General features: G+C 72.0%; 25 protein-coding genes. 10 read left to right on the top strand and 15 right to left on the bottom strand.

Features of this window, described 5'->3' with window-relative positions:
• Positions 1 to 127: 127 nt before the first annotated feature.
• A complete protein-coding gene (locus OG917_RS04520; protein WP_328316220.1) occupies positions 128 to 1,819 on the bottom strand; it encodes a DUF885 domain-containing protein in 1,692 nt (563 codons plus the stop codon).
• 153 nt (positions 1,820 to 1,972) lie between these two features.
• Entirely contained in the window at positions 1,973 to 2,446 is a 474-nt protein-coding gene (locus OG917_RS04515; RefSeq protein WP_328316219.1) for an Lrp/AsnC family transcriptional regulator, read from the bottom strand.
• 59 nt (positions 2,447 to 2,505) lie between these two features.
• Between OG917_RS04515 and OG917_RS04510 the strand changes: the two genes are divergently transcribed.
• Positions 2,506 to 3,744 (top strand): trans-sulfuration enzyme family protein, encoded by a 1,239-nt coding sequence (locus OG917_RS04510; protein WP_328316218.1) that lies wholly within the window; start codon positions 2,506 to 2,508, stop codon positions 3,742 to 3,744.
• Here the strand turns inward: OG917_RS04510 and OG917_RS04505 are convergent.
• Both OG917_RS04505 and OG917_RS04500 read right to left on the bottom strand, forming a co-directional pair.
• On the bottom strand, positions 3,635 to 5,098 hold the full coding sequence (locus OG917_RS04505; protein WP_328316217.1) for a GNAT family N-acetyltransferase: 1,464 nt from the start codon (positions 5,096 to 5,098) through the stop codon (positions 3,635 to 3,637). The two genes, OG917_RS04510 and OG917_RS04505, sit on opposite strands and share 110 nt — an antisense overlap.
• Positions 5,099 to 5,486: 388 nt before the next feature.
• Positions 5,487 to 6,317, bottom strand: a complete 831-nt coding sequence (locus OG917_RS04500; RefSeq protein ID WP_328316216.1) for an alpha/beta fold hydrolase — start codon at positions 6,315 to 6,317, stop codon at positions 5,487 to 5,489.
• A gap of 327 nt (positions 6,318 to 6,644) precedes the next feature.
• Between OG917_RS04500 and OG917_RS04495 the strand changes: the two genes are divergently transcribed.
• Positions 6,645 to 7,529 (top strand): RNA polymerase sigma-70 factor, encoded by an 885-nt coding sequence (locus OG917_RS04495; RefSeq protein WP_328316215.1) that lies wholly within the window; start codon positions 6,645 to 6,647, stop codon positions 7,527 to 7,529.
• A 321-nt stretch (positions 7,530 to 7,850) separates the two neighbouring features.
• On the top strand, positions 7,851 to 8,618 hold the full coding sequence (locus OG917_RS04490; protein ID WP_328316214.1) for a GntR family transcriptional regulator: 768 nt from the start codon (positions 7,851 to 7,853) through the stop codon (positions 8,616 to 8,618).
• 121 nt (positions 8,619 to 8,739) lie between these two features.
• Here the strand turns inward: OG917_RS04490 and OG917_RS04485 are convergent, their stop codons facing one another.
• From OG917_RS04485 to OG917_RS04475, 3 genes are all read right to left on the bottom strand, one after another.
• The gene (locus OG917_RS04485; protein WP_328316213.1) at positions 8,740 to 9,900 is read right to left on the bottom strand and encodes an ROK family protein; all 1,161 of its coding nucleotides are present in this window, start codon (positions 9,898 to 9,900) and stop codon (positions 8,740 to 8,742) included.
• 89 nt (positions 9,901 to 9,989) lie between these two features.
• On the bottom strand, positions 9,990 to 10,640 hold the full coding sequence (locus OG917_RS04480; RefSeq protein ID WP_328316212.1) for a response regulator transcription factor: 651 nt from the start codon (positions 10,638 to 10,640) through the stop codon (positions 9,990 to 9,992).
• 4 nt (positions 10,641 to 10,644) lie between these two features.
• A complete protein-coding gene (locus OG917_RS04475) occupies positions 10,645 to 11,769 on the bottom strand; it encodes a sensor histidine kinase (RefSeq protein WP_328316211.1) in 1,125 nt (374 codons plus the stop codon).
• A 107-nt stretch (positions 11,770 to 11,876) separates the two neighbouring features.
• Here OG917_RS04475 and OG917_RS04470 point away from each other — a divergent pair, with 107 nt between their 5' ends.
• Genes OG917_RS04470 through OG917_RS04460 form a run of 3 tightly spaced genes read left to right on the top strand, consistent with a single transcriptional unit; the run spans position 11,877 to position 14,064 of the window.
• Complete coding sequence (locus tag OG917_RS04470; protein WP_328316210.1) at positions 11,877 to 12,809, top strand: ATP-binding cassette domain-containing protein; 933 nt, start codon at positions 11,877 to 11,879, stop codon at positions 12,807 to 12,809.
• Positions 12,810 to 12,812: 3 nt separating this feature from the next.
• On the top strand, positions 12,813 to 13,556 hold the full coding sequence (locus tag OG917_RS04465; protein WP_328316209.1) for an ABC transporter permease: 744 nt from the start codon (positions 12,813 to 12,815) through the stop codon (positions 13,554 to 13,556).
• Between the two features lie 40 nt (positions 13,557 to 13,596).
• Positions 13,597 to 14,064 (top strand): hypothetical protein, encoded by a 468-nt coding sequence (locus tag OG917_RS04460; RefSeq protein WP_328316208.1) that lies wholly within the window; start codon positions 13,597 to 13,599, stop codon positions 14,062 to 14,064.
• Between the two features lie 21 nt (positions 14,065 to 14,085).
• Here the strand turns inward: OG917_RS04460 and mug are convergent, their stop codons facing one another.
• Both mug and purB read right to left on the bottom strand, forming a co-directional pair.
• Entirely contained in the window at positions 14,086 to 14,643 is a 558-nt protein-coding gene (gene mug, locus OG917_RS04455) for a G/U mismatch-specific DNA glycosylase (RefSeq protein WP_328316207.1), read from the bottom strand.
• Positions 14,644 to 14,650: 7 nt separating this feature from the next.
• Positions 14,651 to 16,084, bottom strand: coding sequence for an adenylosuccinate lyase (purB, locus tag OG917_RS04450; protein ID WP_328316206.1), 1,434 nt, complete (start codon positions 16,082 to 16,084; stop codon positions 14,651 to 14,653).
• 117 nt (positions 16,085 to 16,201) lie between these two features.
• On the opposite strand from purB, the gene OG917_RS04445 reads away from it, so the two are divergent.
• Positions 16,202 to 16,828 carry an alpha-ketoglutarate-dependent dioxygenase AlkB gene (locus OG917_RS04445; RefSeq protein ID WP_328316205.1) on the top strand — a complete coding sequence of 209 codons (627 nt, stop codon included), beginning with the start codon at positions 16,202 to 16,204 and terminating at the stop codon, positions 16,826 to 16,828.
• 149 nt (positions 16,829 to 16,977) lie between these two features.
• On the top strand, positions 16,978 to 18,513 hold the full coding sequence (locus OG917_RS04440; protein WP_328316204.1) for an ATP-dependent DNA ligase: 1,536 nt from the start codon (positions 16,978 to 16,980) through the stop codon (positions 18,511 to 18,513).
• Positions 18,514 to 18,570: 57 nt separating this feature from the next.
• Here the strand turns inward: OG917_RS04440 and OG917_RS04435 are convergent, their stop codons facing one another.
• The 4 genes from OG917_RS04435 to OG917_RS04420 form a co-directional block, all read right to left on the bottom strand.
• Positions 18,571 to 19,422: an SGNH/GDSL hydrolase family protein gene (locus tag OG917_RS04435; RefSeq protein ID WP_328316203.1), complete on the bottom strand. Its 852-nt coding sequence runs from the start codon at positions 19,420 to 19,422 to the stop codon at positions 18,571 to 18,573.
• Between the two features lie 33 nt (positions 19,423 to 19,455).
• The gene (locus OG917_RS04430; protein WP_328316202.1) at positions 19,456 to 20,490 is read right to left on the bottom strand and encodes a hemolysin family protein; all 1,035 of its coding nucleotides are present in this window, start codon (positions 20,488 to 20,490) and stop codon (positions 19,456 to 19,458) included.
• The gene (locus tag OG917_RS04425) at positions 20,487 to 21,836 is read right to left on the bottom strand and encodes a hemolysin family protein (RefSeq protein WP_328316201.1); all 1,350 of its coding nucleotides are present in this window, start codon (positions 21,834 to 21,836) and stop codon (positions 20,487 to 20,489) included. The genes OG917_RS04430 and OG917_RS04425 overlap by 4 nt, the downstream gene beginning before the upstream one ends.
• 244 nt (positions 21,837 to 22,080) lie before the next feature.
• Positions 22,081 to 22,500 (bottom strand): GNAT family N-acetyltransferase, encoded by a 420-nt coding sequence (locus tag OG917_RS04420; protein ID WP_328316200.1) that lies wholly within the window; start codon positions 22,498 to 22,500, stop codon positions 22,081 to 22,083.
• Between the two features lie 147 nt (positions 22,501 to 22,647).
• On the opposite strand from OG917_RS04420, the gene OG917_RS04415 reads away from it, so the two are divergent.
• Both OG917_RS04415 and OG917_RS04410 read left to right on the top strand, forming a co-directional pair.
• On the top strand, positions 22,648 to 22,884 hold the full coding sequence (locus tag OG917_RS04415) for an antitoxin (protein WP_328316199.1): 237 nt from the start codon (positions 22,648 to 22,650) through the stop codon (positions 22,882 to 22,884).
• Complete coding sequence (locus tag OG917_RS04410) at positions 22,881 to 23,252, top strand: fic family toxin-antitoxin system, toxin component (protein ID WP_328316198.1); 372 nt, start codon at positions 22,881 to 22,883, stop codon at positions 23,250 to 23,252. Before OG917_RS04415 ends, OG917_RS04410 begins: the two co-directional genes overlap by 4 nt.
• Before the next feature lie 29 nt (positions 23,253 to 23,281).
• Here OG917_RS04410 and OG917_RS04405 read toward each other — a convergent pair whose 3' ends face one another.
• Together OG917_RS04405 and bioD are read right to left on the bottom strand one after the other, a co-directional pair.
• Positions 23,282 to 23,962 carry a class I SAM-dependent methyltransferase gene (locus OG917_RS04405; protein WP_328316197.1) on the bottom strand — a complete coding sequence of 227 codons (681 nt, stop codon included), beginning with the start codon at positions 23,960 to 23,962 and terminating at the stop codon, positions 23,282 to 23,284.
• A gap of 154 nt (positions 23,963 to 24,116) precedes the next feature.
• A complete protein-coding gene (gene bioD / locus OG917_RS04400) occupies positions 24,117 to 24,809 on the bottom strand; it encodes a dethiobiotin synthase (protein WP_328316196.1) in 693 nt (230 codons plus the stop codon).

Genomic DNA, 24,809 nt, shown 5'->3' with positions numbered 1-24,809 from the left:
CCCACTGACCGCTCCGGCGTGCGCGGGGAGTGCGGACGCCGCCAGGCGCCCGGACCCGCGCTGCACGCGCGGGCCCGGCCACCGTCCCACCGCGCCGGGCGGTGCGTCCCGGCGCAGCCGCGCCGGACTAGAGCTTCGAGATCTCGTCCACCAGGTCGTCAAGACCGAGCGATCCCTGCGACAGCGCCGCCATGTGCCAGGCCTTGGCGTCGAAGGCGTCACCGTGCGCCGCGCGGGCGTTCTCCCGGCCCAGCAGCCACGCCCGCTCACCGAGCTTGTAGCCGATGGCCTGCCCCGGCATCGACAGATAGCGGATCAGCTCGCTCTCCACGAAGTCCGCGGGGCGCCCGCTGTGCTTCCCGAAGAACTCCTGAGCCAGCTCCGGCGTCCAGCGGTCGCCAGGACGGAAGGGAGAGTCGGCCGGGATCTCCAGTTCCAGGTGCATGCCGATGTCCACGATCACCCGGCAGGCCCGCATCATCTGGGCGTCCAGATATCCGAGCCTGCGCTCGGCGTCCGGCAGGAAGCCGAGCTCGTCCATGAGCCGCTCGGCGTAGAGCGCCCAGCCCTCCGCGTTGGCGCTGACCATGCCGACGCTCGCCTGGTAGCGGGAGAGCCGGTCGGCCACATGCACCCACTGCGCCAGCTGGAGATGGTGCCCCGGCACGCCCTCGTGGTACCAGGTGGAGACGAGGTCGTACACCGGGAAACGGGTCTCGCCCATGGTCGGCAGCCAGGTGCAGCCCGGCCGCGAGAAGTCCTCGGACGGGGGCGTGTAGTACGGCGCGGCGGCCCCGCCGGGCGGTGCGATCCGGGACTCGACCCTCCGTACCCGTTCGGCGAGTTCGAAGTGGGTGCCGTCCAGCGCGTCCATCGCCTCGTTCATCAGCCCCTGGAGCCACTTCTGCACCTCGTCCACCCCCTCGATGTGCGTACCGTGCTCATCGAGGTGCGCCAGCGCCTCCCAGGGCCCGGCGCCCGGCAGGATCTTCTCGGCCTCGGTCTTCATCTCGGCCAGCAGCCGGTGGTATTCGGACCACCCGTACGCGTACGCCTCGTCCAGGTCCAGGTCGGTGCCGTTGAAATACCGTGACCAGCGGGCGTAGCGCTCGCGGCCCACCGTGTCCGGTGCGTCCTCGACGGCGGGCGCGTAGACATCGCGCACCCAGTCGCGCAGCGCGGCCACCGCGGCCGTCGCCGAACGGGCCGCGGAGTCGAGCTCCTTGCGCAGCGCCTCCGGGCCCGCAGCGGCGAACTCCTCGAACCAGCCGGTCCCGTCGGCGCCGGTGCCCGCCCACTCCGTGAGCTGGCCGACGAAGGTCTCGGTGGCACGCGGACCACCGAGCAGGCCCCGCTCCAGGCCGAGCGCCAGGGACTGCCGGTACCCGTCGAGGGCCGCGGGCACACCACCGAGGCGGCCGGCCACGGCAGCCCAGTCCTCATCGGTCTCCGTCGGCGTCACGGTGAACACCTCGCGCACGGCATGGGCCGGGGAGTGGATGTTGCTGACGGCGCGCAGCGCCTCATCGGCCTCGTGGACGGCCAGTTCGGCGTTGAGCCGCTCGCGCAGCAGCCTGCCGCACCGCCGCTCGGCGTCGCTGTCCCCGCCCGGCCTGAGCTCCGCCTCGTCGAGTGCGGCGAGCGTCGTCCGCGCGAGCGCGGCGAGGGCCGCCTGCCCGGCGGGGGAGAAGTCGGGAAGCCCGGCGGAGCTCTCGCGCACGCCGAGGTAGGTACCGGTGATCGGGTCGAGAGCGATCAGGGAGTCGACGTACGCGTCGGCGACCTGGCGGGGCAGTGGGCTGTTGAGAGTCTGTGACATGCGGACATCTTCGTACGGCGGGGAGATCCGCGCCATCACTCTCCGGCGCTTCTCCGGTCCGCACGCTCCGGCCCCGGTGCTTCTCCGCCCCGCGTGCTCCGATTCCGGCGGTTCTCCGGCGCCCCGGGCTCCCGGCCGGGGCGCCGGGGCAGCTCACACCGGGGGCAGCAGCGGCCCGCAGTCCCACTGCTGGAAGATCAGCCGGGTCTCCACCCGGGCGACTTCGCGGTGGGCCGTGAACTCGTCCAGAACCAGCCGTTGGAGGTCCGCGGCGTCCGCCACCGCCACATGCACCAGGTAGTCGTCGGGCCCGGTGAGATGGAAGAGGGCCCGTGACTCGGGCAGTGCGCGGATCCGCTCCACGAACGGACCGACCAGCTCCCTGCGGTGCGGTCTGACCTGCACCGAGAGCAGCGCTTCGAGTCCCCGCCCCAGTTTGGCCGGATCGAGGCGGAGTTGATGGCCGAGCACCACCCCGGAGCGGCGCAGCCGGGCCACCCGGTCGAGACAGGTCGACGCGGCGACCCCGACCTCGGCCGCCAGCTCCCGGTAGGTGGTCCGGGCATCGTTCTGCAGGAGGCGGAGCAGATGCAGATCGACCGGGTCCAGTACGACAGATTCGGCCATCGGCCGAACGTAACACGGGGTGGGGCCCGAACTCCCCGGCAGGTGTTCAGGGTTCCCCCATGGAAACCGACGCCACGACCACATCCCGGGCCCTGGCCACCGAAGCGGTGCACGCCGGACGCGAGGACCTCGCCGGTCTCGGCCTGCACGCGGTGCCGATCGACCTGTCGACGACGTACCCCTCGTACGACAGCAGACAGGAGGCGGCCAGGATCGACGAGTTCGCCTCCACCGGCGCCCGCCCGCAGGGGCCGCCCGTCTACGCCAGGCTCGACAACCCCACCACCGCGCGCTTCGAGACGGCGCTCGCCCGGCTGGAGGGCGCCGCGAGCGCCGTCGCCTTCGCCAGCGGCATGGCCGCGCTCAGCGCGGTTCTGCTCGCACGGGCGAGCCAGGGGCTGCGCCACGTCGTCGCGGTCAGGCCGCTGTACGGATGCAGTGACCATCTGCTCACAGCGGGGCTGCTCGGCACCGAGGTGACCTGGACCGATCCGGCCGGGGCCGCCGACGCGATCCGTGCGGACACCGGTCTGGTGATGGTCGAGACACCCGCCAACCCGACGCTCGCCGAGACCGACATACGGGCGCTCGCGCACTCGTGCGGCGCGGTGCCCCTGCTCGTCGACAGCACGTTCGCGACGCCGGTGCTCCAGCGGCCCCTGGAACACGGGGCGCGCATCGTCCTGCACAGCGCGACGAAGTACCTGGGCGGGCACGGCGATGTGCTGGCCGGTGTGGTGGCATGCGACGAGGAGTTCGCAGGGGTGCTGCGGAGGGTGCGCTTCGCGACCGGTGGCGTCCTGCACCCGCTGGCCGGCTATCTGCTGCTGCGCGGGCTGTCGACCCTGCCGGTCAGGATGCGGGCGGCCGCCGGCACGGCGGCGGAGCTGGCCGGCCGGCTGACCGCCGACCCCCGGGTCGCGGCGGTCCACTATCCGAAGCTGGGAGGCGCCATGGTGGCCTTCGAGGTGCATGGTGATCCGCACCGGGTGATCGCGGGGGTGCGGCTGATCACCCCGGCCGTCAGCCTCGGCAGCGTCGACACCCTCATCCAGCACCCCGCTTCCATCAGCCACCGCATCGTGGCCGAGGGGGACCGCCGGTCCGCAGGGGTGAGTGAGCGATTGCTGCGGATGTCCGTGGGTCTGGAGGATGTGGAGGATCTCTGGGACGACCTGGACGGGGCCCTCAGTGGCCGTTCTGCTCGTTCGGGCCGTGCGGCAGGTCACGGGGAAGGCCGTACGGCAGCTCATGTGCCGGACCCGAGTGCGCGGGTGTCGTCGCCAGCCGTGCCGTGATCACCAGTGTCCCCTCCTCGATCTGGTAGTCCAGGGGCAGCCCGAGGCCGCGCATGGCCGCCACCATCCCGGTGTTGGAGGCCTGCGTCACCGCGTACACGCTCTCGCACCCGGCCTCCCCGGCCAGCGCGACCAGCCGCCCGAGCAGCTCGGAGCCGATGCCGCGGCGCTGCCAGGCGTCCTCGACCAGCAGCGCGACCTCGGTCTCGTCGCCGTCCCAGAGCAGGTGGCCGAGAGCGACGATGCGGCCCGACGCGGTCTGCACGGCGAGGGTGCGGCCGAAGCGCGGGCTCAGCAGATGTCCCAGGTAGCGGTCCGCGTCCCCCACGGGGCCGTGGTAGCGCAAGCCGAGGGTCCGGTCACCGCAGCGGTCGTGCATCGCCTTGGCGGCCTCCGCGTCGTCGGGCCCCGCCCTGCGCACGGTGATCTCGTTCCCCTCGGGGAGGGTGAGGACATCCTGACTGCGGGGCAGCCGCGGGCCGAGGCGCGCGTCGAGCTCGACGAGAGCCCGGGCACGGGCGAACTCGGTGGGTGTGAACGGCAGATGGGGCCGCTCGACCGTGATCGTCCCGCCGGAAGGGTCGCGCAGCCGCATCACACGCTCCTCCAGCACGCCCTCCGCGGGCGTGGACTCCCCGGTGGGTGCACCGCTGACGGACACCGCGGGCAGCGAGTGGATGGTGCAGCGGCCGAGCAGCTGGCGCAGGGTCAGCGGCAGTTCGGCGGCGTCCAGGGCGGTGCGGGTGGCGAGCCCCAGGACCCGGGTCGGTGTGTCGACCAGGTCGTGGGCGTCCGCGCGCTCGATCCAGGTGCTGTGCCCGCCTGCCGCGGCGACCTCGTGGCCGAGCTGCCGCGCCTGGAGGGCGGCGGGGGCACGCAGCAGGAACTCGTCGACCGTGCCGTCGGCGAGCGGGTGCGTCTGGAGCGTCAGGATGTCGATCCGGTGGCTGGCGAGCGCGGTGCACAGCGCGGCCAGGCTGCCCGGCTCGTCCCGTACGGTCGTGCGCATCCGCCACAGCGTCGTCTCCGACCGCTCGATGCCGGTGGCGTCGGCGGCGCCGCTCCCTTGCACGCCGCCGTCCGCACCGGCCGTGGCGGCTTCGCCGGGTGCGCGGTCCCGCCCGGGCGGGGGTGCGTGACTGTGGCGCTGGGCCCACCAGAGGTGGAACGCCGCCGTGCCGGTCAGTGCCACCGCCGCGGCGACCAGGAGGAAGGGCCCGTCGGGTCCGTGCGCGACGAGATCGGCGATGGCGTCGGCGAGGGCGACGGCGGTGAACAGGGCGGCCAGTTCGATGAGGTCCCGGCGCCAGTGGTGCGGGCGCCGGGCGCTCTTCGCGGGATTCACATCGGTCATGACCTCACTGTGACCGAGCGGTGTTGCGTGATCACGAACGTCCTGTGACTGATGGGTTAAGTATGCTTTTGGTTGATTGGGAACCTTTTTCCTCGCGTCTTTCCCCCAGAAAGAACGCCATGCGTCCGGTCCCCTGCCCCACGGTGATGCAGCTGCCATCGAACGTACCCCCTCACCCCAAGTGAACCGATGCGGAGCTCAATTGGTTCCTGCCGGCGGCCGGACGCCACGCTCGGCCCCTCACGCGGCGCCGGATGCGCGCATCCGGGCACCGGAGGTAGGACGCCGTCGCGGGGGCGGACGGTTCCGCGGCCGGCGGGCGGACGCGCGGCGGCCGCGCCGGCTGCCGGTGGGGGTGGTTCTCGGTTCCGGGGAGCCCCGGCGCCGCTCAGCGGCTGGTGTCGAGGATGACGCGGGCCACCAGGGCGGGGTCGTCGTTCATCGGGACGTGACCGCACCCGGGCAGCCGCACCAGTCGCGCACCGGGCATGACCCGCTTGGCCCTGATGCCCTGGCGGCGCAGGAGGAGCCGGTCCTTCGTGCCCCAGGCCACGGTCACGGGGACGTCGCTCACCTCCGAGGTGAACAGCACCTCCCGCCCGGCGGCGAGAGTCGCGTCGAAGCCGGTCGCCCCGCGCAGCGCCAGGGTCTCGGCGACGACAGCCTCCGGCGAACGACGCCCCGGCCGCGCGTAGATGGTGCCGGTGAGAGCCGCCCGGCCGGCCGCCGTCCGCGACAACCGCTCCACCGCGGGGAGCGGCAGCAGCCGGGCGCCCTGCCGCATCGCGGCCAGCGCCGAGAATGCGTAGCGCCGCTCGGCCTGGGTCCAGAAACCCGCCGGCGAGAGCGCGGTGACCGACCGCGCGAGCCCCCTGCTGCCCAGCTCCAGTGCGAGAAGACCGCCGAGCGAGTTCCCCGCCACGTGAGGCCGCTCCACACCGAGCGCCCCGCACAGCGAGCCGAGGACCGGGACCACGGAGGCCAGGTCGTACGCCACACCGTCGGGCAGGGCGGGGGAGGCGCCGAATCCGGGCAGGTCCACGGCGATCACCTCGCGTTCGGCCGCCAGGATGTGGACCACGGGGTCCCAGGCCTGCCGGTGGTGGCCGATGCCGTGCAGCAGCAGGAGCGGTTCCCCGGACCCGGTGCGCTCGTACGCGACCGAGACCGGCTGCTGCCCCGTGGGGGTGTCGATCGTGAAGGAGGCCTGGGCGGTCATGCTGTTGCTCCTGGGGGTAGGGCCACCGAGGGCCGGTGCCAGTACTTAGACGCTGCGTCAGTAACAATTACCCTTCAGTAGCTTGTACTTCAAGGGGGCGGCGCAGAAACCGGGTGGCGCGCGGCAGGGGCGGCCCGGGAGAGAGCCGGGGCGCAGCAGGAGGGGGCGCGGTGGAGGCCGGCGCGCGGGCGGCCCGGCGGCTTCCCCGCCCGGCTCCCGCGCGGAACCGGCCGAGCCGTCGTCCCCCCGGCCGTCCGGTGGCCGCCGGGGGGCTTCTTCCGGCGATTCCTTCTGGACAGCGGCGGCCCGGTCGGCTGGGATGGGGGAGTGGCGACCGACACGGTGACCGATCTCTTCGAAGAACACCGCTCCGTACTGACCGGGGTGGCGTACCGCATGCTCGGCCGGGTGGCCGACGCGGAGGATGTCGTCCAGGATGCCTGGCTCCGGTGGTCGGCCGCCGACCGCGATGACGTGCGTGAACCGCGCGCCTACCTCGTGCGCATCACCACCCGGCTGGCTCTCGACCGGCTGAGGCAGGTGCGGTCGCGGCGCGAGGCGTACGTGGGGCCGTGGCTTCCCGAACCGCTCGCCACCGACTTCGGGCCGGCCGTGCCCGACTCGGCCGAGCGGGCGCTGCTCGCCGAGTCGGTGTCGTTCGCCGTTCTGGTCGTACTGGAATCGCTCTCCCCACTGGAGCGCGCGGTGTTCGTACTCCGGGAGGCCTTCGGTTTCCCGTACTCCGAGATCGCTGTCGTGCTCGACCGCGGTGAGGCGGCCGTGCGCCAGCTCGCAGGCCGGGCCCGGCATCATGTGGAGGAGCGCAGGCCGAGGTACGACGTCGATCCGTCCGAACGCCGCGATCTGACCGAGCGGTTCCTCGCGGCGGCGTCCGGGGGAAATCTGGACGAGCTGCTTGCCCTGCTCACGCCCGGGGTGCGTCTGGTGGGCGACAGTGGCGGCAAGTCCAGGGCGCCGCTGCGCGTCATCGAGTCCGCGGACAAGGTGGGCCGCTTTCTGCTCGGGGTCGCGGGGAAGGGCGTCGAGGGCGCCGAGTTCCGGATCAGGGAACTCAACGGGGCCCCGGCGATCGTGGTCGTCTCCGGCGGAGTGGTGGACACCGTGGTCCAGGCGGAGGTCAGGGACGGCCGGATCGCCGAGATCTACGTGGTGCGCAACCCCGACAAACTCCTGCTGCTCTCCGTCGAGTAGGGGCATCTGCCTCCGCGGGACCGGGGTGCGCCCTGATGCGGAATGAGCTCTCGCCCCCGGCCCCGCGCGCCGTCTGCGCCGCGGGGCTCCTCGCTGTACGGGCCCGGCTGGTTCCGGCTGTCCGGGCCGCAACACGCGGACCCGGCCGATAACTTCCCGTGAACGCTCTGTGTAAGTGCCCCACTGCGCTCCGCGATCGGGTGAGGATTGGTCTTGACCAAGATGAGGTGCCGCCCTACTCTCGCAGAGTTAGTGCAGGAACCTTTAATAAACAAGGGCACAGAAAACCCGCCGGGGACACGGCGATTGCGGAGGATCAGGGTGGGGACCACGCAGCTGGAATCGGTGCCGGAGCCGAAGTACTGGCACCTCAAGACCGTGCTCACCGACGCGCTGGACTCGGAGTTCGCGGTCGGGGAGATCCTCCCCAACGAGCGTGAGCTGGCCGCCCGTTTCGGTGTCGCGCGGGCCACGCTGCGTCAGGCTCTGGAGCAGCTCGAACTGGAGGGTCGCCTGCAGCGCCGCCGGGGGGTCGGCACCACGGTCGCGCCGCCGCGGGTCGGTGTCGACGTATCGACATCACAGCAGACCTGGCCGGGCGCGTCGGACGATTCCTGGCAGCCCGTGGAGTGCGGCAGTGCCGCCCCGCCGGCCGCGGTCGCCCGGCTCCTCGACACCGTCGGCGACGACACGGTCCACACCGTACGCAGGATCCGGGTGACGCAAGGTCAGTCCGTCGCCGCTGAGCTGGTGTACGTGCCGGTCGGGTCCGTGCCCGGTCTGTCGGCCATAGAGGCACCGTCGGGGCCGGCACGTGCCCGCGCCGTCCTGCGTGAGCTGCAGCACCTGAGCCTGGAAGGCCAGGACCGCGCGGTCGAGCTCGGCTCGGCCCGTGCCGACGACGCCAAGGAGCTCGACCGGCTGCCCGGCGCTCCGGTGCTGGTCGTCACCACCCGGTACATCGCGGAAGGCAGGACCGTCGCGGTATCGGTCGCCACCTACCGGGCCGACACCTGCCGGCTCACCTTCGGCGACTCGGGCGACCTGGAGATCAGCGACGAACTGCCCGGCGGCAAGAAGGCCTCCTGACCCGGGACGCACACAGCCCCGGCCGGAAGCAGGCCGCCGCGTCCTCCGGCTCCGGCCGCGGCTGTGACCCTGTTCCCGGGTCCCTGTTCCCGGGGCACGGCACGACGGCCCGCCGCCGCGCTCAGCGGCGGGCCGTCCCCGTGCCCTCCACGGCGAACAGCTCCTCCTCCAAGTGGTCGAGCGCCAGCCGCAGCGCACCGGTCGCCACGGCGGCCTCACCCAGTACGGAGAGCGCGACCCGCGGCGGGCGCAGACAGTAGCGTGCCAACTCGCCGCGCAGCGGTTCCAGCACCCCGTCGAGTCCGGCGGCCCAGCCCCCGACCACCACCAGCTCGGGATCGAGCGCCAGGACCAGCGCCGCCACATCGTGGACCAGCCGCTGGATGAACCGCTCGACAGCGGCCCGCGCCCCGGTGTCGCCCTCCTTGGCGTGCGCGAAGACCTTGGCGACCGCGGGTTCGTCCAGCGGATGGAGCGGCTCGTCCGTCGTGGACAGCAGCTTCTCGGGAGTGACGCCGCGGCCCAGCAGGTGCAGCGCGCCGATCTCGCCCGCGGCGCCGCCGAACCCCCGGTGCAGCCGCCCGCCGATCAGCGCTCCCGCCCCGGGGCTCAGCCCGGCGAGCACGAAGACGATGTCGTCGGAATCGGTCGCGGCCCCCTTCCAGTGCTCGGCCAGGGCTGCCGCGTTGGCGTCGTTCTCGACCAGTACGGGGCAGCGGAACGACCGGCGCAGCCGCTCGCCCAGCGGGAGCCCGGTCCACCCGGGAAGCGCCGTGCCCAGCCGGACGGTGCCGTCGGCCTCCACGATCCCGGGGCTGCCGACCCCGACCGCGCGCAGCGAACTGCGCGCCACCCCGGCCCGGCGCAGTACATCGGCCACCGTGCTGCGCACCCGGTCGAGGCGCTCGTCGGCGGACGCGGCCTCCGTCACCTCACGGGAACCCGCACCGATGATCTCTCCGTCGAGGCCCGAGAGCAGGGCGGCGACCCGGTGCGGCCCGATCTCGATACCGAGCAGATGGCCGGCCTCCGCACGGAACCGGAACCGCCGTGCCGGACGCCCCTGGCGCCGGGTCTCGCCCTCCTCCTCGGGTGCGTCCTCGACGACGAGGCCGGCTGTGATGAGGCCGTCGATGACGCCTTCGACCGTCGGCCGCGACAGGCCGGTGATACGGGTGAGATCCGTCAGGGTCGGGAACACCTCACCGCGCAGTGCGTGCAGCACCACGGAGGAGTTGATCCGTCGCAGCAACGAGGGATCCCCGCCGGTCAGCTGCCCCAACGTCTGTCCTCCCAGCTCAGCTCATGCGTGTGTGCCGGATGGTACCGGGTGACAGGTCGGGCGGCGAGTGGCCGCCGGGACGGTGGCCCTCAGCCGGGCACGACCAGCCCCGCCTCGTACGCGGCGATCACCGCTTGCGTACGGTCCCGGGCGCCCAGCTTCGCGAGCACGGCGCTGACGTGGGACTTCACCGTCTCGGTGCCGACGATCAGCTGGGCGGCGATCTCCGCGTTCGACAGACCACGTGCCATCAGCCGGAGCACCGCGGTCTCACGTGCGGTGAGAGCAGCCCGGTCCAGTGCCTTCCTGGCCGCGCTGGTGCCGTACTCCGCGGCGAGTGCACGGACCGCTGCCGGAAACAGCAGCGACTCCCCCTCGGCGATGAGCCGCACCGCATGCACGATCTCGGCCGGGCGTGCCCGCTTGAGCAGGAATCCGTCCGCACCGGCGCGCAGCGCCTCGTAGACGTATTCGTCGTTCTCGAAGGTGGTCACCACGAGGATCCTCGGAGGCTGCTGCACGGTCCGCAGTACTGCCCGGGTTGCCTCGATGCCGTCCAGCAGCGGCATCCGCACATCCATGGCGACGACATCGGGGCGCAGCTGCCGCACCAGCGGTACTACGGCCGCACCGTCGGAGGCCTCGCCGACCACCTGGATGTCGCCCTGGGCCTCAAGAATGGCGCGCAGTCCGGCACGTACGAGCGGCTCGTCGTCCACGAGGAGCACAGAGATCGGCACCGGGTCAGCCTAGGCCGTCGAGTGGCAGCCGTGCGTACACCCTCCAGTCGCCCTCGTGCGGTCCTGTCTCCGCCGTTCCGCCGAGCAGGGCCGCACGCTCCCGAATGCCGCGCAATCCGCTCCCGCCGGGCGGGTGTTGTACGGCTCCGTCCAGCGGATTGGTCACCTCCAGACTGAGCTGGCCGGCGACGACAGCGATCCGTACCCGTACAGGGACAGTGCCCGCGTGGCGCAGCACATTGGTCAGCGCCTCCTGGAGTATCCGGTAGCCCTCCCGGGAGATCGCACCGGGTACGAGCTCGACCGGACCGCTGACCTCCGCATCCACCTTCGCACCGGAGCTGCGCGCTGATTCCAGCAGGCGGTCCGCCTCGCTGAGCGACGGCCGCTGAGCCAGCGGGGTGGCCGACTCGCGCAGGATGAGCAGCACTCGCTCCAAGTCGTCCAGCGCCTCGCGTCCGGTGTCCTCGATGGCAGCCAGCGCGCGGTCGGTGAACGCCGGGTCGTTCGCCGCCCGGGCGGCCCCTGCCTGCACGACGGCCACGGTCAGGGCGTGACCAATGGAGTCGTGCAACTCCCTCGCGATGCGGTTGCGTTCGAGGAGCTGCTCCGTCCGCTCCTCCAGCTCCGTGAGCCGTTGTGCACGGGACGGGCCAGGTGGCCGGCGAGCGACGGCGGTGATCAGCGTGCCCGATGCGACCATGCAGACAGGTATCGCCACGAACGGCAGTGAGGCGAGCGGCGCGCACCACCAGGGCGCCGCATCGAGCAGCCTGATCCCGAGGCTGAGGAGTTGTACGGGTGCGAGGACGCCCAGGACACCGGATGCCAGCCGGGCTTCGAGCCAGAGCACGGTGCGCCAGCGGTCCGTCCATGTCAGCGAAGGGACGACCGCGATGGAGGCCCGGGGCCGGCCCCGTTCGTCGGGCGTCAGCAGCAGTTGGGCCTGGATCGCCTCCTCCAGCCGCACGGCAGGCACCAGTCCCAGGGGGACGACCAGGAACACTGGTACATAGAAGTGCTCCATATCGATGAACAGCCATACGGCGACGAACGCGAGCGGAACGCACACATGCAGCCATCGCGTGTAGACGACCGGGCGTAACAGAGGCTGGACGAAGCGGTACATGCGGCCATGGTGCCAGCGGCTCAGGACCCGGCGGCTCCCCCGTGCGGGGGAGCCGGTGCCCCCGTCCGGGGGAGGCCCCCGGCGGGATCAGCCAGGAGGGTGGAGCCATGACCAGCATCGAAGTTCGTGAACTCACCAAGGATTACGGAATGAACCGGGCAGTGGACCGGCTCTCGTTCACTGTGCGGCCGGGCCGGGTCACCGGGTTTCTCGGGCCCAACGGCGCGGGCAAGTCCACCACCATGCGGCTCGTCCTCGGCCTCGATCGCCCCACCTCCGGCGCGGCCGGAATCGGCGGCGCCCGGTATGCGTGCGCGGCCCGGCCGCTGCGGCTGGCCGGAGCCCTGCTCGACGCGAATGCCGTGCATGCGGGGCGAACGGCCCGCGACCATCTGCGGACACTGGCCGCAAGCAACCGCATCGGGAAGCGCCGGGTGAACGAGGTACTTGAGGCAGCCGGGATCGCGAGCGTGGCGGCCGGCCGGATCAGAACGTTCTCGCTCGGAATGAGGCAGCGACTGGGCATAGCGTCCGCGCTGCTGGGAGACCCGCCCGTGCTGATGCTGGACGAGCCTTCGAACGGTCTGGACGCGGAGGGAATCGTCTGGGTGCGCGGGCTGATGCGACGGCTGGCCGCGGAGGGCAGAACTGTCCTGGTGTCCAGTCATCTCATGAACGAGACAGCCCTGTTCGCGGACCACCTCCTCGTCCTGGGCCGGGGCAGGCTGCTCGCCGACACCTCGATGCAGGGCTTCATCGATTCACGGATCCGGCCACGAGTGCGGCTGCGGAGCACCAACGGGGTCGGACTGGCTGCCGCGCTGCGTGCCAAGGGCTTCACCGCTGTGCAGAGGGAGGGCCCGACATGGGTGGTCGAAGGCGCGCGGGTCGAGGACATCGGGCCTGTCGCGGCTGAAGAGGGCATCGCGATTCTCGAACTCGCCGGCGAAGAAGCGACCCTTGAGGAGGCGTATCTCGATCTCACAGCGAGGGAGACCCCGTTCCGGTCCTGCGGTGTGCCCCTCGCTCGGGGGGTGTGAGCCATGCCGTTCTCCGCTGTGATCCACTCGGAATGGATCAAGATCCGTTCGGTACGGAGCCTGATCGGGCCTCTGTTTGCTGTCCTGGTGGCCACGGTGGCGTTCTCCCTGCTCGGCAGCGCGACCATAGGCAGCGAAGAGGCCGGCAGGCGGGGCTTCGATCCGCTGCTTGCCTCGTTCTTCGGCCTCAACTTCGGTCAGATCGCAGCCATCTGGTTCGGAGCGACGGCTGTGACCGCCGAATACGGCACGGGCGCCATCCGTGTCTCGCTGACCGCCGTGCCTCGCAGGGGTCTGTTCTACTCGGCGAAACTCGCAGTCGTCGGAACTCTCTCCTGTGCGGTCGGGGTGGTCACGGGCCTCACCTGTGTGGTCGCCTGCCGGGCCCTCATCGGTGATTCCGCCTCAGGTGTCACGGAGGTCGCGGAGCTGCGAGCCGCAGTCGGCTGCGGGCTCTATCTGACGCTGATCACGCTTTTCGCGGCAGGCCTGGCGACCGTGTTCCGGAGCGGCCCCGCCGTCATGGGAGTCCTCATACCCTTCCTTCTCCTGGTGTCTTTCGTGATCGGCGATCTGAACCAGGCTGCGGGGTTCGCCGACTTCCTGCCGGACAGGGCCGGACAGCAGGTTCTGCTCCTGCACCCGGGCGGTGCGCTGGGGCCGTGGAGCGGACTGGCGGTGGCGGCAGGGTGGGTGGCCGTCGCGCTGGGCGCCGGCTGGCTGGCGCTGTGCCGGCGTGATGCCTGACCCGTGCCCAACTGTCAGTGCGGGAAGGTTTACTGAGGGGATGACCACCGCTCAGTACGTCGCTGTCATCGACCGGCTGCGGGCCCGCGCGTTCCCCGTGCGGCCTGGCTGGTCGGACACGGGGCGCGGCGGCCCCGGCTACCACCTCGCGGCCCTGGTCACCTGCGACGCACTGCTGAGCGGCGAGGACGACGCCGCTCCGGAGGGGGCGGATCAGCTGGCGGCCGAGTGCGAGGCGCTGGTGGGCCTGCTCGGTACCCGCTGGGGCGAGGCGCAGACATTCAGTCTCTGGAGCATGCTCGTCCGGTACAGGGGCGGAGAGGAGATACCGCCGCCCTGGGACGAACTGTGCACCACCATGTCGTCTCTCTGCCTCTGGAGAGCTGACGGGCGCTGGATAGGAGTCGGGGCGGTACCGGGGGGCGCCCCGCAGGGCGCCGCCGCAGGCGCAGACCCGGGGCAGGAGTCGCAGTTGGTCGCTGTCGTCACCGATGTGGATCCGCCGTAGCACGGAGCCGCACGGCACGGGTCAGGGTGTGGCCTGCCCGGGCACGGACTGTGCCGCTTCGCGCAGCCTCCCGTACTCCTCGGCCATCGTCTGCGCGGTCCAGTGCGCGTTGAGGCCGCTCGGGTTCGGCAGAGCCCAGATCCGGGTGGAGCCGATCGTCCTGGTCTGCGGACCGATCTGTGCCCTGGGTTCACGGAACGCCATGCGGTAGGCGGTGACTCCCACGACGGCGAGCCACCGCGGTCGCAGCCTCTCCACCTTGGCCGTCAGGACGCGGCCGCCCTCGCGGTACTCCTCGGTGCTCAGTTCGTCGGCGCGGGCCGATGCCCGGGCCACCACGTTGGTGATACCGAGACCGAGGGCGAGAAGGTCTCCCTGCTCGGACGGGTCGAGTCTGCGGGGCGTGAATCCCGACAGGTGCAGCACCGGCCAGAAGCGGTTGCCCGGACGGGCGAAGTGATGGCCCGTCGCGGCGGTCATCAGGCCCGGATTGATCCCGCAGAACAGCACGTCGAGGCCCTCCGCGACCACATCCGGGACGATGCGGTCGCGGGCGGCTTCGAGCTCTTCGGGCTTCACCGGCACCTCAGAGGATCGAACCGGGCGTGTAGGCGGCGGCTTCCGGGTGCTGCTTGGTGATCTCCTCGATCCGCGAGACCACGGCGGCCACCTGGGCGCCCGCAGCGCCGGTGAAGGAGAGCTTGTCGGCCATCAGGGCGTCCAGCTGTGCCCGGTCCAGGGGCATCCGCTCGTCGGCCGCCAGCTTGTCCAGCAGCTCATTGCGCTCCGCACCCTGCTCGCGCATGGCAAGCGCGGAGGCGACGGCGTGCTCCTTGATGACCTCGTGTGCGACCTCCCGGCCGACACCCGCCCGTACGGCACCCATCAGTACCTTGGTGGTCGCCAGGAACGGCAGGTAGCGGTCCAGCTCGCGGGCGACGACGGCGGGGAAGGCGCCGAACTCGTCCAGGACCGTGAGGAAGGTCTCCAGCAGCCCGTCGAAGGCGAAGAAGGCGTCGGGCAGCGCGACGCGGCGGACGACCGAGCACGACACGTCGCCCTCGTTCCACTGGTCACCGGCGAGTTCGCCGGTCATCGAGGCGTAGCCGCGCAGGATCACCATCAGACCGTTGACGCGTTCGCAGGAGCGGGTGTTCATCTTGTGCGGCATCGCGGACGAGCCGACCTGACCCGGCTTGAACCCCTCCGTGACCAGCTCGTGCCCGGCCATCAGCCGCACCGTCTTGGCCAGCGAGGAAGGAGCTCCCGCCAGCTGGACCAGCGCGGTCACCACGTCGTAGTCGAGCGACCGGGGGTAGACCTGGCCGACCGAGGTGAAGGCGTGCGCGAAACCGAGGTGGCCCGCGATCCGGTGCTCCAGACCGGCCAGCTTCGACTCGTCCCCGCCCAGCAGGTCCAGCATGTCCTGGGCGGTGCCGACGGGACCCTTGATCCCGCGCAGCGGGTAACGCTCCAGCAGGTCTTCGAGCCGCCCGTACGCCACGAGCAGCTCGTCGGCGCTGGTCGCGAATCGCTTGCCGAGCGTCGTCGCCTGCGCGGCCACATTGTGCGAGCGCCCGGCCATCACCAGCTCCGCGTGCTCGCCGGCCAGACTGCCGAGCCGCGCGAGTACTGCCACGGTCCGGTCCCGCACCAGCTCCAGCGAGAGACGGATCTGCAGCTGCTCGACGTTCTCGGTCAGGTCACGGGACGTCATGCCCTTGTGGATCTGCTCATGGCCCGCGAGGGCGTTGAACTCCTCGATCCGCGCCTTCACATCGTGCCGGGTGATCTTCTCCCGCTCGGCGATCGAGGCCAGGTCGACCTGGTCGAGCACCCGCTCGTAATCGGCGAGCGCGGTCCCGGGCACCTCGATCCCGAGGTCCTTCTGGGCACGCAGCACGGCGAGCCAGAGCCGGCGCTCCAGCTTGACCTTCTGCTCGGGGGACCAGAGGACGGCGAGCTCCGTGGAGGCGTAGCGGCCGGCCAGGACATTGGGGATGCGAGGCTTTGCAGTCACGTGACGTGATTCTACTGGCGGTTTCTGCAGGTCGGTGCCCCGGATGTCTTTGTAGGTTGCTACGGCCCGTGGGTCGGTGCACGGTGTTCGAATACGTGTTCGGGTACCCTGTCCGGTATGGCTGTCCACCTGCAGAGTTCTCTCTTCGACCAGGACGATGCGACCGCTCTGCTTCCACTGGCCGGGCTGCGCCGCCGGCACCTGGGGCAGGGAGCCTGGATCGACGTGCTGCCGCAGTGGCTCGCCGGTGCGGACGCGCTCTTCGACGTCCTGGTCCGCGACGTCCCCTGGCGCGCGGAACAGCGCGTCATGTACGAGCGAGTGGTGGAGGTGCCACGACTGCTCTCGTTCTTCAGCGCGGACGACCCGCTGCCGCACCCCGTACTCGACGAGGCCCGTGACGCGCTCGGGCGCCACTACGCGCAGGAGCTGGGTGAGCCCTTCACCACGGCCGGTCTCTGTTTCTACCGCGACGGACGGGACGGTGTCGCCTGGCACGGGGACACCACCGGCCGGGGCAGCAGTCAGGACACCATGGTCGCCATCCTCTCCCTCGGCGCCCCCCGGAGCCTGGTGCTCAGGCCGCGCGGCGGCGGCGCCACCCTCCGCACACCGCTCGGGCACGGCGACCTCATCGTGATGGGCGGCAGCTGCCAGCGCACCTGGGAGCACGCGATTCTCAAGACGGCGCGTCCCGTGGGCCCGCGCATCAGCGTGCAGTTCCGCCCGCACGGGGTGCGCTGAGCAAAACGGGGACGAGTCCCCGGACCGCGCGGTACCCCACTGGACCCTGCCGGACCCGACTGGACCCCACTGGACCCCGCCGGACCGGGACGGCGCCGGGGAAACGGGTACGGATTCCTCACCGTCGTCGACCCGGCCCGGAGACCGCCATGCTGCTGTACGAACTTGCCGCCACCTCCAGCGCCGTCGGCTCGGAATCGGCCAGGAACGCGAAGACCGCCCTGCTCGCGGAGTATCTGAGGAGTCTGGGACCTGACGACCTGCCCGCGGCGGTGGCGCTGCTCTCCGGCGAGTCACGGCGGATGCGGATCGGGGTGGGGCCCGCGGCCCTGCGGGACCTGCCGGAGCCCGCGGCCGGCCCGTCACTCGGCGTGCGGGAGACCCAGGGCGTCCTGGCCGCACTGGCCGGCGTGCACGGCCCCGGATCGCAGCAGGAACGGCGAGCCCTCCTGCAGGACCTGTTCGCCCGGGCCACCGCGTCGGAGCAGTCCTTCCTCGCCGCTGTCCTCGTCGGTGAGCTGCGGCAGGGCGCCCTCGACGCCGTGGTCGCGGACGCGGTGGCGAAGGCCGCCGGGGTGCCCGCGGCGGACGTTCGCCGGGCGCTGATGTTCCGCGGCTCGGCCCGCGCCGTCGCCGCCGCTGCCCTGACGGGTGGACAGGAGGCGCTGCGCGCCTTCGGCCTGGAGCTCGGGCGGCCGGTCCGGCCCATGCTGGCCGCGGCCGCGCCGGACGTGGCCGCGGCCCTGGAGCGGGTCGGGCCCGCTGCCCTGGAGTGGAAGCTGGACGGGATCCGGGTGCAGGTCCACCGGAACGGGGACGAGGTGTCCGTGTTCACCCGGAGCCTGGACGACATCACCTCACGGGTCCCCGAAGTGGTCGAGGCGGCAGCGGGGCTCCCGGTGCACGCGGCCGTGCTCGACGGGGAGGCCATGGCGGTGGGGCCGGACGGGCGCCCGCTGCCCTTCCAGGTGACGGCCGCCCGTACCGCTTCGCGTCAGGACCCGGAACGGCTGCGCGCCGAAGTACCGCTGCGGGTGTACTTCTTCGACCTGCTGCACCGCGACGGCGCCGACCTCGTCGACCTGCCCGCCCGCACCCGGTGGGAGGCGCTCGACGCGGTGGTGCCGGAGGAGCTGCGGGTCCCGCGGACGGTCACCGGGGACGCGGACGAGGCCGGGCACTTCTTCGCGGACGCGGTCGCCCGCGGCCAGGAGGGGGTGGTGGTCAAGGACCCCGCGGCGCCCTACGCGGCAGGGCGCCGCGGGGCCGGGTGGATCAAGGTGAAGCCCCGGCACACCCTGGACCTGGTGGTCACCGCCGCGGAGTGGGGGCACGGCAGACGGCAGGGCGTGCTCAGCAATCTCCACCTCGCCGCTCGCGGAGAGGCGGATGACCCCGGTCCCTGGGTGATGCTCGGCAAGACCTTCAAGGGCCTCACCGACGAACTGCTGGCCTGGCAGACCCGCGAACTGCTGGCGCGCGAGGTGAGCAGGGACGGATACGTCGTACGGGTCAGGCCCGAGCTGGTGGTGGAGGTGGCGTTCGACGGGCTGCAGCGGAGCACCCGCTACCCGGCGGGCCTCGCCCTGCGCTTCGCGCGCGTCCTGCGCTACCGCGAGGACAAGGGCCCCGGCGACGCCGACACGGTGGCCGCGGTCCGCGCACTCGCCCCTGACGTCCTGTGACCCGTGCGGGGCGCGAGCCGGCCGCCGTGTGGCGTGGGCCCGGCGCGGCGCGCCCGCCTACGGCACGTCGGGCGAGGGCTCCAGCCGGTGCCAGCCGGTCACCGGGCCGGGGTCGCCGTCGTCCGCGGGCGTGATCCAGAACGCCTTGCCGCTCCTGGCGCAGAACTGGGCACCGCTGCGCCCGTCACCCGACGAGCGCCCCGTCAGCCGGCGCCCTATCCACGGCCCCAGATGCTCGCGCGCGAAGCGCACGTCCGTGCCCCGCCGGACCGCCCAGCCGGCCGCAGTGGCCGGGGGCAGCGGCGCCCGCCAGTCGTCCCCGGCCGGCAGGCCCAGCGTCTGCCACACGGCCTCGGCCACCCGGCGGTGACCCTCGGCCGTCAGGTGCAGCCGGTCCACGTCCCACATCCGCTGGTCCCCGAGCACCGGAGCGCTGTAGAGGTCGACCACCAGGGCGCCGTGCCGCGCCGCCAGCTCGTCGATGAACGTGAAGAGCTCCTCCATCCGCGGACGGAAGCGGTCCAGCACCGGCCCGTTGCGGGCGGGACTGCGCATCAGGACCAGCTGTCCGCAAGCGGGGGCCAGCCGCCCGGCCGCCTCTTCCAGCCGCCCGCGGACCAGCCCCATGTCGCAACTGGGCCGCAGCGTGTCGTTGAGCCCGCCGACCAGCGTCGCGACATCGGGCCGCAGCTCCGCCGCCGCTCGCGCCTGCTCGTGGGCGATCTGGCCGATGAGCTTTCCGCGTACGGCGAGATTCGCGTACCGGAATCCGGGGACCCGGGTCGCGAGGCGCGCTGCGAGGAGGTCGGCCCAGCCGCGGTACGAACCGTCGGGGAGTCCGTCCGACATTCCCTCGGTGAAGGAGTCGCCGATCGCGACCAGACTTGTGTAGGAGGCATTCAGTTTCATCGCCGGGCGATCCTACAGCGGCAGGGCACGCGGTCAGTCGCCCGCTCCGGCCTGCGCCGCCGGGCGGCCGACCAGCTCCCGCAGGACGTCCTCCATCGTCACCAGGCCGGCGAGGGTGCCGTCGTCGTCCGTCACCGCCGCCAGATGCGTACGGCTGCGGCGCATCGCCGTCAGTACGTCGTCCAGCGGGTCGGCGGCGCGTACCCGGGCGATGGCCCGCATCGCGGGGACCGAGAACGGCAGGTCGCGTGGCATGGCGTCCAGCGCGTCCTTGACGTGCAGATAACCCAGGATCCGCCGGCCGTCGTCGACCACGGGGAAACGTGAGAAGCCGGATTCGACCGACAGCTGTTCCAGCTTCTCCGGGGTCGTCCCGAGGCGTGCGTACACCACCTGTTCGAGCGGCACGATGACATCGCGCACCGGCCTGCGGCCCAGCTCCAGGGCGTCGTGGAGCCGTTCGCTCGCCCGGTCGTCGAGCAGCCCGGCCGCCGAGGCGTCGGTCACCAGGCGGGCCAGTTCGTCATCCGTGAAGGTGGCCGCCACCTCGCTCTTCGCCTCGACCCGCAACAGCTTCAGCAGGGCGTTGGCGAAGGAATTGATCGCGAAGATCACCGGACGCAGCGCCCGGGCCAGCGTGACCAGCGGCGGGCCGAGCAGCAGAGCCGTGCGGACCGGTCCTGCCAGCGCGATGTTCTTCGGGACCATCTCCCCGAAGAGCATGTGCAGATACGTGGCCACGGTGAGACTGATGACGAAGGAGACAGGATGGATCAGCCCGCCGGGCACCCCGGCGGTGTGGAAGAGAGGCTCCAGCAGATGGGCGATGGCCGGTTCGGCCACCACACCGAGCACCAGCGTGCAGAGAGTGATGCCGAGTTGCGCCGCCGCCATCAGCGCCGCCAGGTGTTCCAGCCCCCACAGCACGCTGCCCGCCCTGCGGTCGCCCTCCTCGGCGGCCGGTTCGATCTGGCTGCGCCGGACCGAGATCAGGGCGAACTCGGCGCCCACGAAGAAGGCGTTGACCACCAGGGTCAGCAGCCCGATGAACAACTGGACCGCCGTCATCGCACGTCCTCCGTGTCGTCGCTTCCTTCGTCGCCCCCGGCAGTCACCGGTGCGTGCAGCAGCAGCCGGGCGGCGCGCCGCCCGCTCGCGTCCACCACATCGATCCGCCACCCGGTCAGTTCGAGAGTGTCGCCCTCGGCCGGGATCCGCCCCAGCTCGGTGGCGACCAGGCCCGCCAGGGTCTCGTAGGGACCCTCCGCCACCCGCAGTCCGATCGCCTCCAGCTGATCGGTCCTGGCGGATCCGTCGACCGAGTAGACCGGACGGCCTTCGGCGTCCTCGCCGGCGCCGGCGAGGTCGGCGGTCTCGTGCGGGTCGTGCTCGTCGCGTACCTCTCCGACGACCTCCTCGACGATGTCCTCCAGCGTGACGACACCGGCCGTACCGCCGTACTCGTCGATCACCACGGCCATCGTGCGCTTGCCGTACATGCGGTCGAGCAGCCGGTCCACCGTCAGGGTCTCCGGTACGAGCAGGGGCTCGCGGAGCAGCTCGGAGACGGGGAAGCGGGGCCGGCGCTCCGCGGGGAGCACCAGGACGTCCTTGATGTCGGCGACTCCGACGACCTGGTCGAGGCTTCCCCGGTAGACGGGGAAGCGCGACAGCCCGGTGGCCCGGGTGGCGTTGGCGACGTCCTCCGCGCAGGCCTGTACATCGAGCGCCACCACCTGGACCCGGGGGGTCATCACGTTCTCGGCGGTGAGATCGGCCAGGTTGAGCGTGCGCACGAACCGCTCGGCGGTGTCCTCCTCCAGCGCTCCCGCTTTCGCGGAGTGCCGGGCCAGCGCGACCAGCTCCTGCGGGGAACGTGCCGACGCCAGCTCCTCCTGCGGTTCCATTCCGAGCCTGCGCAGCAGCCGGTTGGCGGTGTTGTTGAGATGGCTGATCAGCGGACGGAAAAAGGCGCTGAAGTACCGCTGGGGAGTGGCCACCACCTTCGCCACGGCCAGGGGGGAAGAGATCGCCCAGTTCTTCGGCACCAGCTCGCCGACCACCATCAGGAAGACAGTGGAGAGAGCGGTACCGATCACGAGCCCCGCCGAAGAGGCCGCACCGGACGGCAGGCCCGCCGACTCGATGGGGCCGCGCAGCAGCTTCCCGATCGAGGGCTCGGCGAGCATACCGATGACCAGGTTCGTGACGGTGATGCCGAGCTGGGCGCCGGACAGCTGGAAGGTGAGGCCCCGCACCGCCTGCAGCGCGCTCGCGGCGCCACGCTCACCCCGTTCGGCGGCCTGTTCGAGCTCGCTGCGCTCGACTGTCGTGAGCGAGAACTCCGCCGCCACGAAGGCCGAGCAGGCCAGCGAGAGCAGCAGGGCCACGATGAGCAGAAGCACTTCGGTCATCGGTTCACCTCCGTCCCATGATCGGCCAGGGAGGGGAGGAGCGCGCGATGTCGGCTGGGGAGTGGTTCGCCCATGGGCGGACGTTCACACCTTTCGGTCGGCGGTACGACGGACACCAATAGTAAAGGACAGGCAAAGATCCGGCCCGGCCGACCCCCTTCCGGCTCCGCTTCCTCCCGTGCCCGGGCCGGCGGGCCGCAACCGCCCGGCGCCTCTGCCCGTGAAGGCGTGGTCGCGCCGGTGGCTACAGCGGTTTGACCCACCGTCGCCAGTGGTCCTCGCGATGGTAGCCAGCCGCGGTCCAGGTGCGGTGGGCCCGTTCGTTGTCCTCCAGCACCATGGCGTCGCCCCGGCGCCCGCCCAGGGTGGCGAAACGCTGCTCCGCCGCGTCCAGCAGGGCCGTGCCGATGCCCTGGCGGCGGCAGTCCGGCCGTACGGCCAGTCGGTAGAGGGAGCACCGCCATCCGTCGAATCCGGCTATCACGGTCCCTGCGACGATGCCGTCGCGCTCGGCGACGAGGAGGGCTCCCGGGTCGGTGGAGAGGAGGCGTGCCACTCCGTCGTGGTCGTCGCTGACGCTGGTCCCCTCGGCGGCCAGCCGCCAGAACCGCAGTACGGCGCCGATGTCCGGCAGGGTGGCGCAGCGGATGCTGAAATCGTTCATGAGGCGAGCCAATCAGGCCGCCCGCAGGTCCGGCGAGCGTTTTCCGCCGGGGGCGCCGCCACGCGCCGGGGCGCGGGTGCGCCGTCCTCCCCGTACAGCGCCGGGGGGCTCTTGCCGGTGCTAGCGCCCACGCGCTAGCGTGGTGCAGTGGCCAAGACTCAGCTGAACGTACGCGTGGACGAAGCGACCGCGGAAGCGGCCCGGCAGCGGGCTCTCCAGCGAGGGGTGAGCGTGAACCGCTATATCGAGGAGCTCGTCAACCGGGACGCCGGCGAGGTGGGACACACCTTCGTCGAGGCGGCCGCCGACTTCATGAAGCAGTACGCCTCGGTGTTCGCGGACGAATCCGCAGCCGAGGACGAGCGCCGCCGAGGAAGCCGTTGAACCTCAGGATCGATCTGGCCTGGCTGCTGATGGTGGCCGAGCACAAGACGCCCGGCGATCCGCCCGTCATCGACTGGGGCGCCCTGGTGGCCGCCGTCAGCCGCCACGAGGCAGAGGTCTTCGGGATCCCCGTCTACAAGGATCCGTACACCCGGGCCGCCGCTCTGCTGCAACTGCTGCTCCACGTACCGGCTCTGGAGCACTCCAACGCGATGTTCGCGTCGGCCGTCGCCTACGGCTACCTCGTTGCCTGCGGACTGAAGGTCGTCACCTCGCCCGAGCAGGTCAGGGACCTGGCGCGACTGGTGAAGCAGGAGAAGGCCGATGTCCGGGCCATCGCGGACGAACTGCGCCAGTGGAGCCTCTGAGGCCGCGTGGAGCCCCTTCGCAGGTCACCTCACGAGGGCCCGGGAGCCTCCGGCCACCGGGCCCTGCCCAGCACACAGGGTGAGGAAGGCAGTTGCAGGCCGCTCTCCGGCACAGTCAGCCGCCGGTACGGGCCGAGCTCGAAACCCGCCGCCGCGATGGCGGCCGTGGCGTCGCGCGCCGTGTGGCATCCGCCGAAGAGCCTCGGCCAGACCGTGCGGTCCAGGGTCCGCTGGGCCGCCGCCATCGCGCGCCCCCGGGCCGGGACGTGCTCGAAGAACCGCAGCTCACCGCCCGGCCGCAGTACGCGTCCGATCTCGGCGACCGCTCCCGGCAGGTCCCGGACGGAGCACAGCACCAGCGAGACCACCGCGGCGTCGAACGTCCCGCTCGGCACGGGGAGATCCTCCGCCGTCCCCGGCAGCACGTCCACCGGGACGGTGGCGTTCATCGCCGACCGCACCGCCAGCTGCCGCAGGGTCCGCTCCGGTTCGACGGCGACCACCTCGGAGACCGCTTCCGGGTAATGGGCGAAATTCAGCCCGTTGCCCGCGCCGATCTCGACCACCCGTCCGGAGAGACCCGCGAGCAGTTCTGCGCGGTGGGCGGCCACCCCCGCCCTGCGGTCGGCGCTGACACTGAACCGGGCGTAGAAGCGGGCGAAGAGCGGGTGGTGCACGGTGTCGCGTGGGGTTCTGCTGCGCAGCGGCATCGCGGGCCTCCTCCGGCGGACGGGACGGCAGGGGGCGCAGGCCTTCTCGCCCCCTGCCCGTCCGGCTCGTGCCCCCGATGGCCGCGCGCACTCCCCGGGAAGGCCCTGGGCAAGCGGTGACCGCGCCCCCGCCGGACACCGCGTCCGGGGTGGGTCAGCCCTGCGCGGGGCCCCAGGAACCGCCGAGCGGGGGCGCGAGCCAGCTGGGCGCCGCTTCCCTGAAGGCGGCGGGCGCCAGCCGTCCCGCGCCCTGCGGCACCGCGCCGAGCAGCGGAGCCCCGGCCACCTCAGGGAGATCCACCAGATTGCACCGGGCGTCCAGCCCGGGCTCGGCCGGCCAGCTGCCGATCACGACCCCCGCACACTCCAGCCGCCGTGCGCGCAGCGCTTCGGTGGTGAGCGCGGTCGAGTTCAGCGTGCCAAGACCGGCGGGGGCCACCACCAGGACCGGAGCCCCCATCATCAGCGCCGCGTCAGCCAGCGTGCCGCCCACGGCGTCGAACCGTACGAGCAGCCCGCCCGCGCCCTCGACCAGCACCAGATCGTGGTCGGTGGCCAGTTTCAGTGCCGCGTCCGCCACCTCCCGCGGGCCCAGCGGGGGCAGCCCGGCCCGCCGTGCGGCCGTCGCGGGGGCCAACGGGTCCGGGTACCGCGCCAGTTCGACGGCCGTCACCTCACCGGCCAGCCGGGCCACCTCGGCCGCGTCGCCGTGCTCCCCGGGGAGCAGCCCGGTCTGGGCGGGTTTGAGGACGGCGACGGACCGGCCGCGCGCAGCCGCCGCCACCGCCGCGGTCACCACGGTCTTGCCGATCTCCGTGCCGGTCCCCGTCACCACGAGAATGGTCAT

Source organism: Streptomyces sp. NBC_00388 (genome assembly GCF_036061255.1).
In the GTDB taxonomy this organism is placed as follows: domain Bacteria; phylum Actinomycetota; class Actinomycetes; order Streptomycetales; family Streptomycetaceae; genus Streptomyces.
The sequence above is the reverse complement of the archived record's forward strand: the minus strand, read 5'-3'. Positions and strand labels throughout refer to the sequence as shown.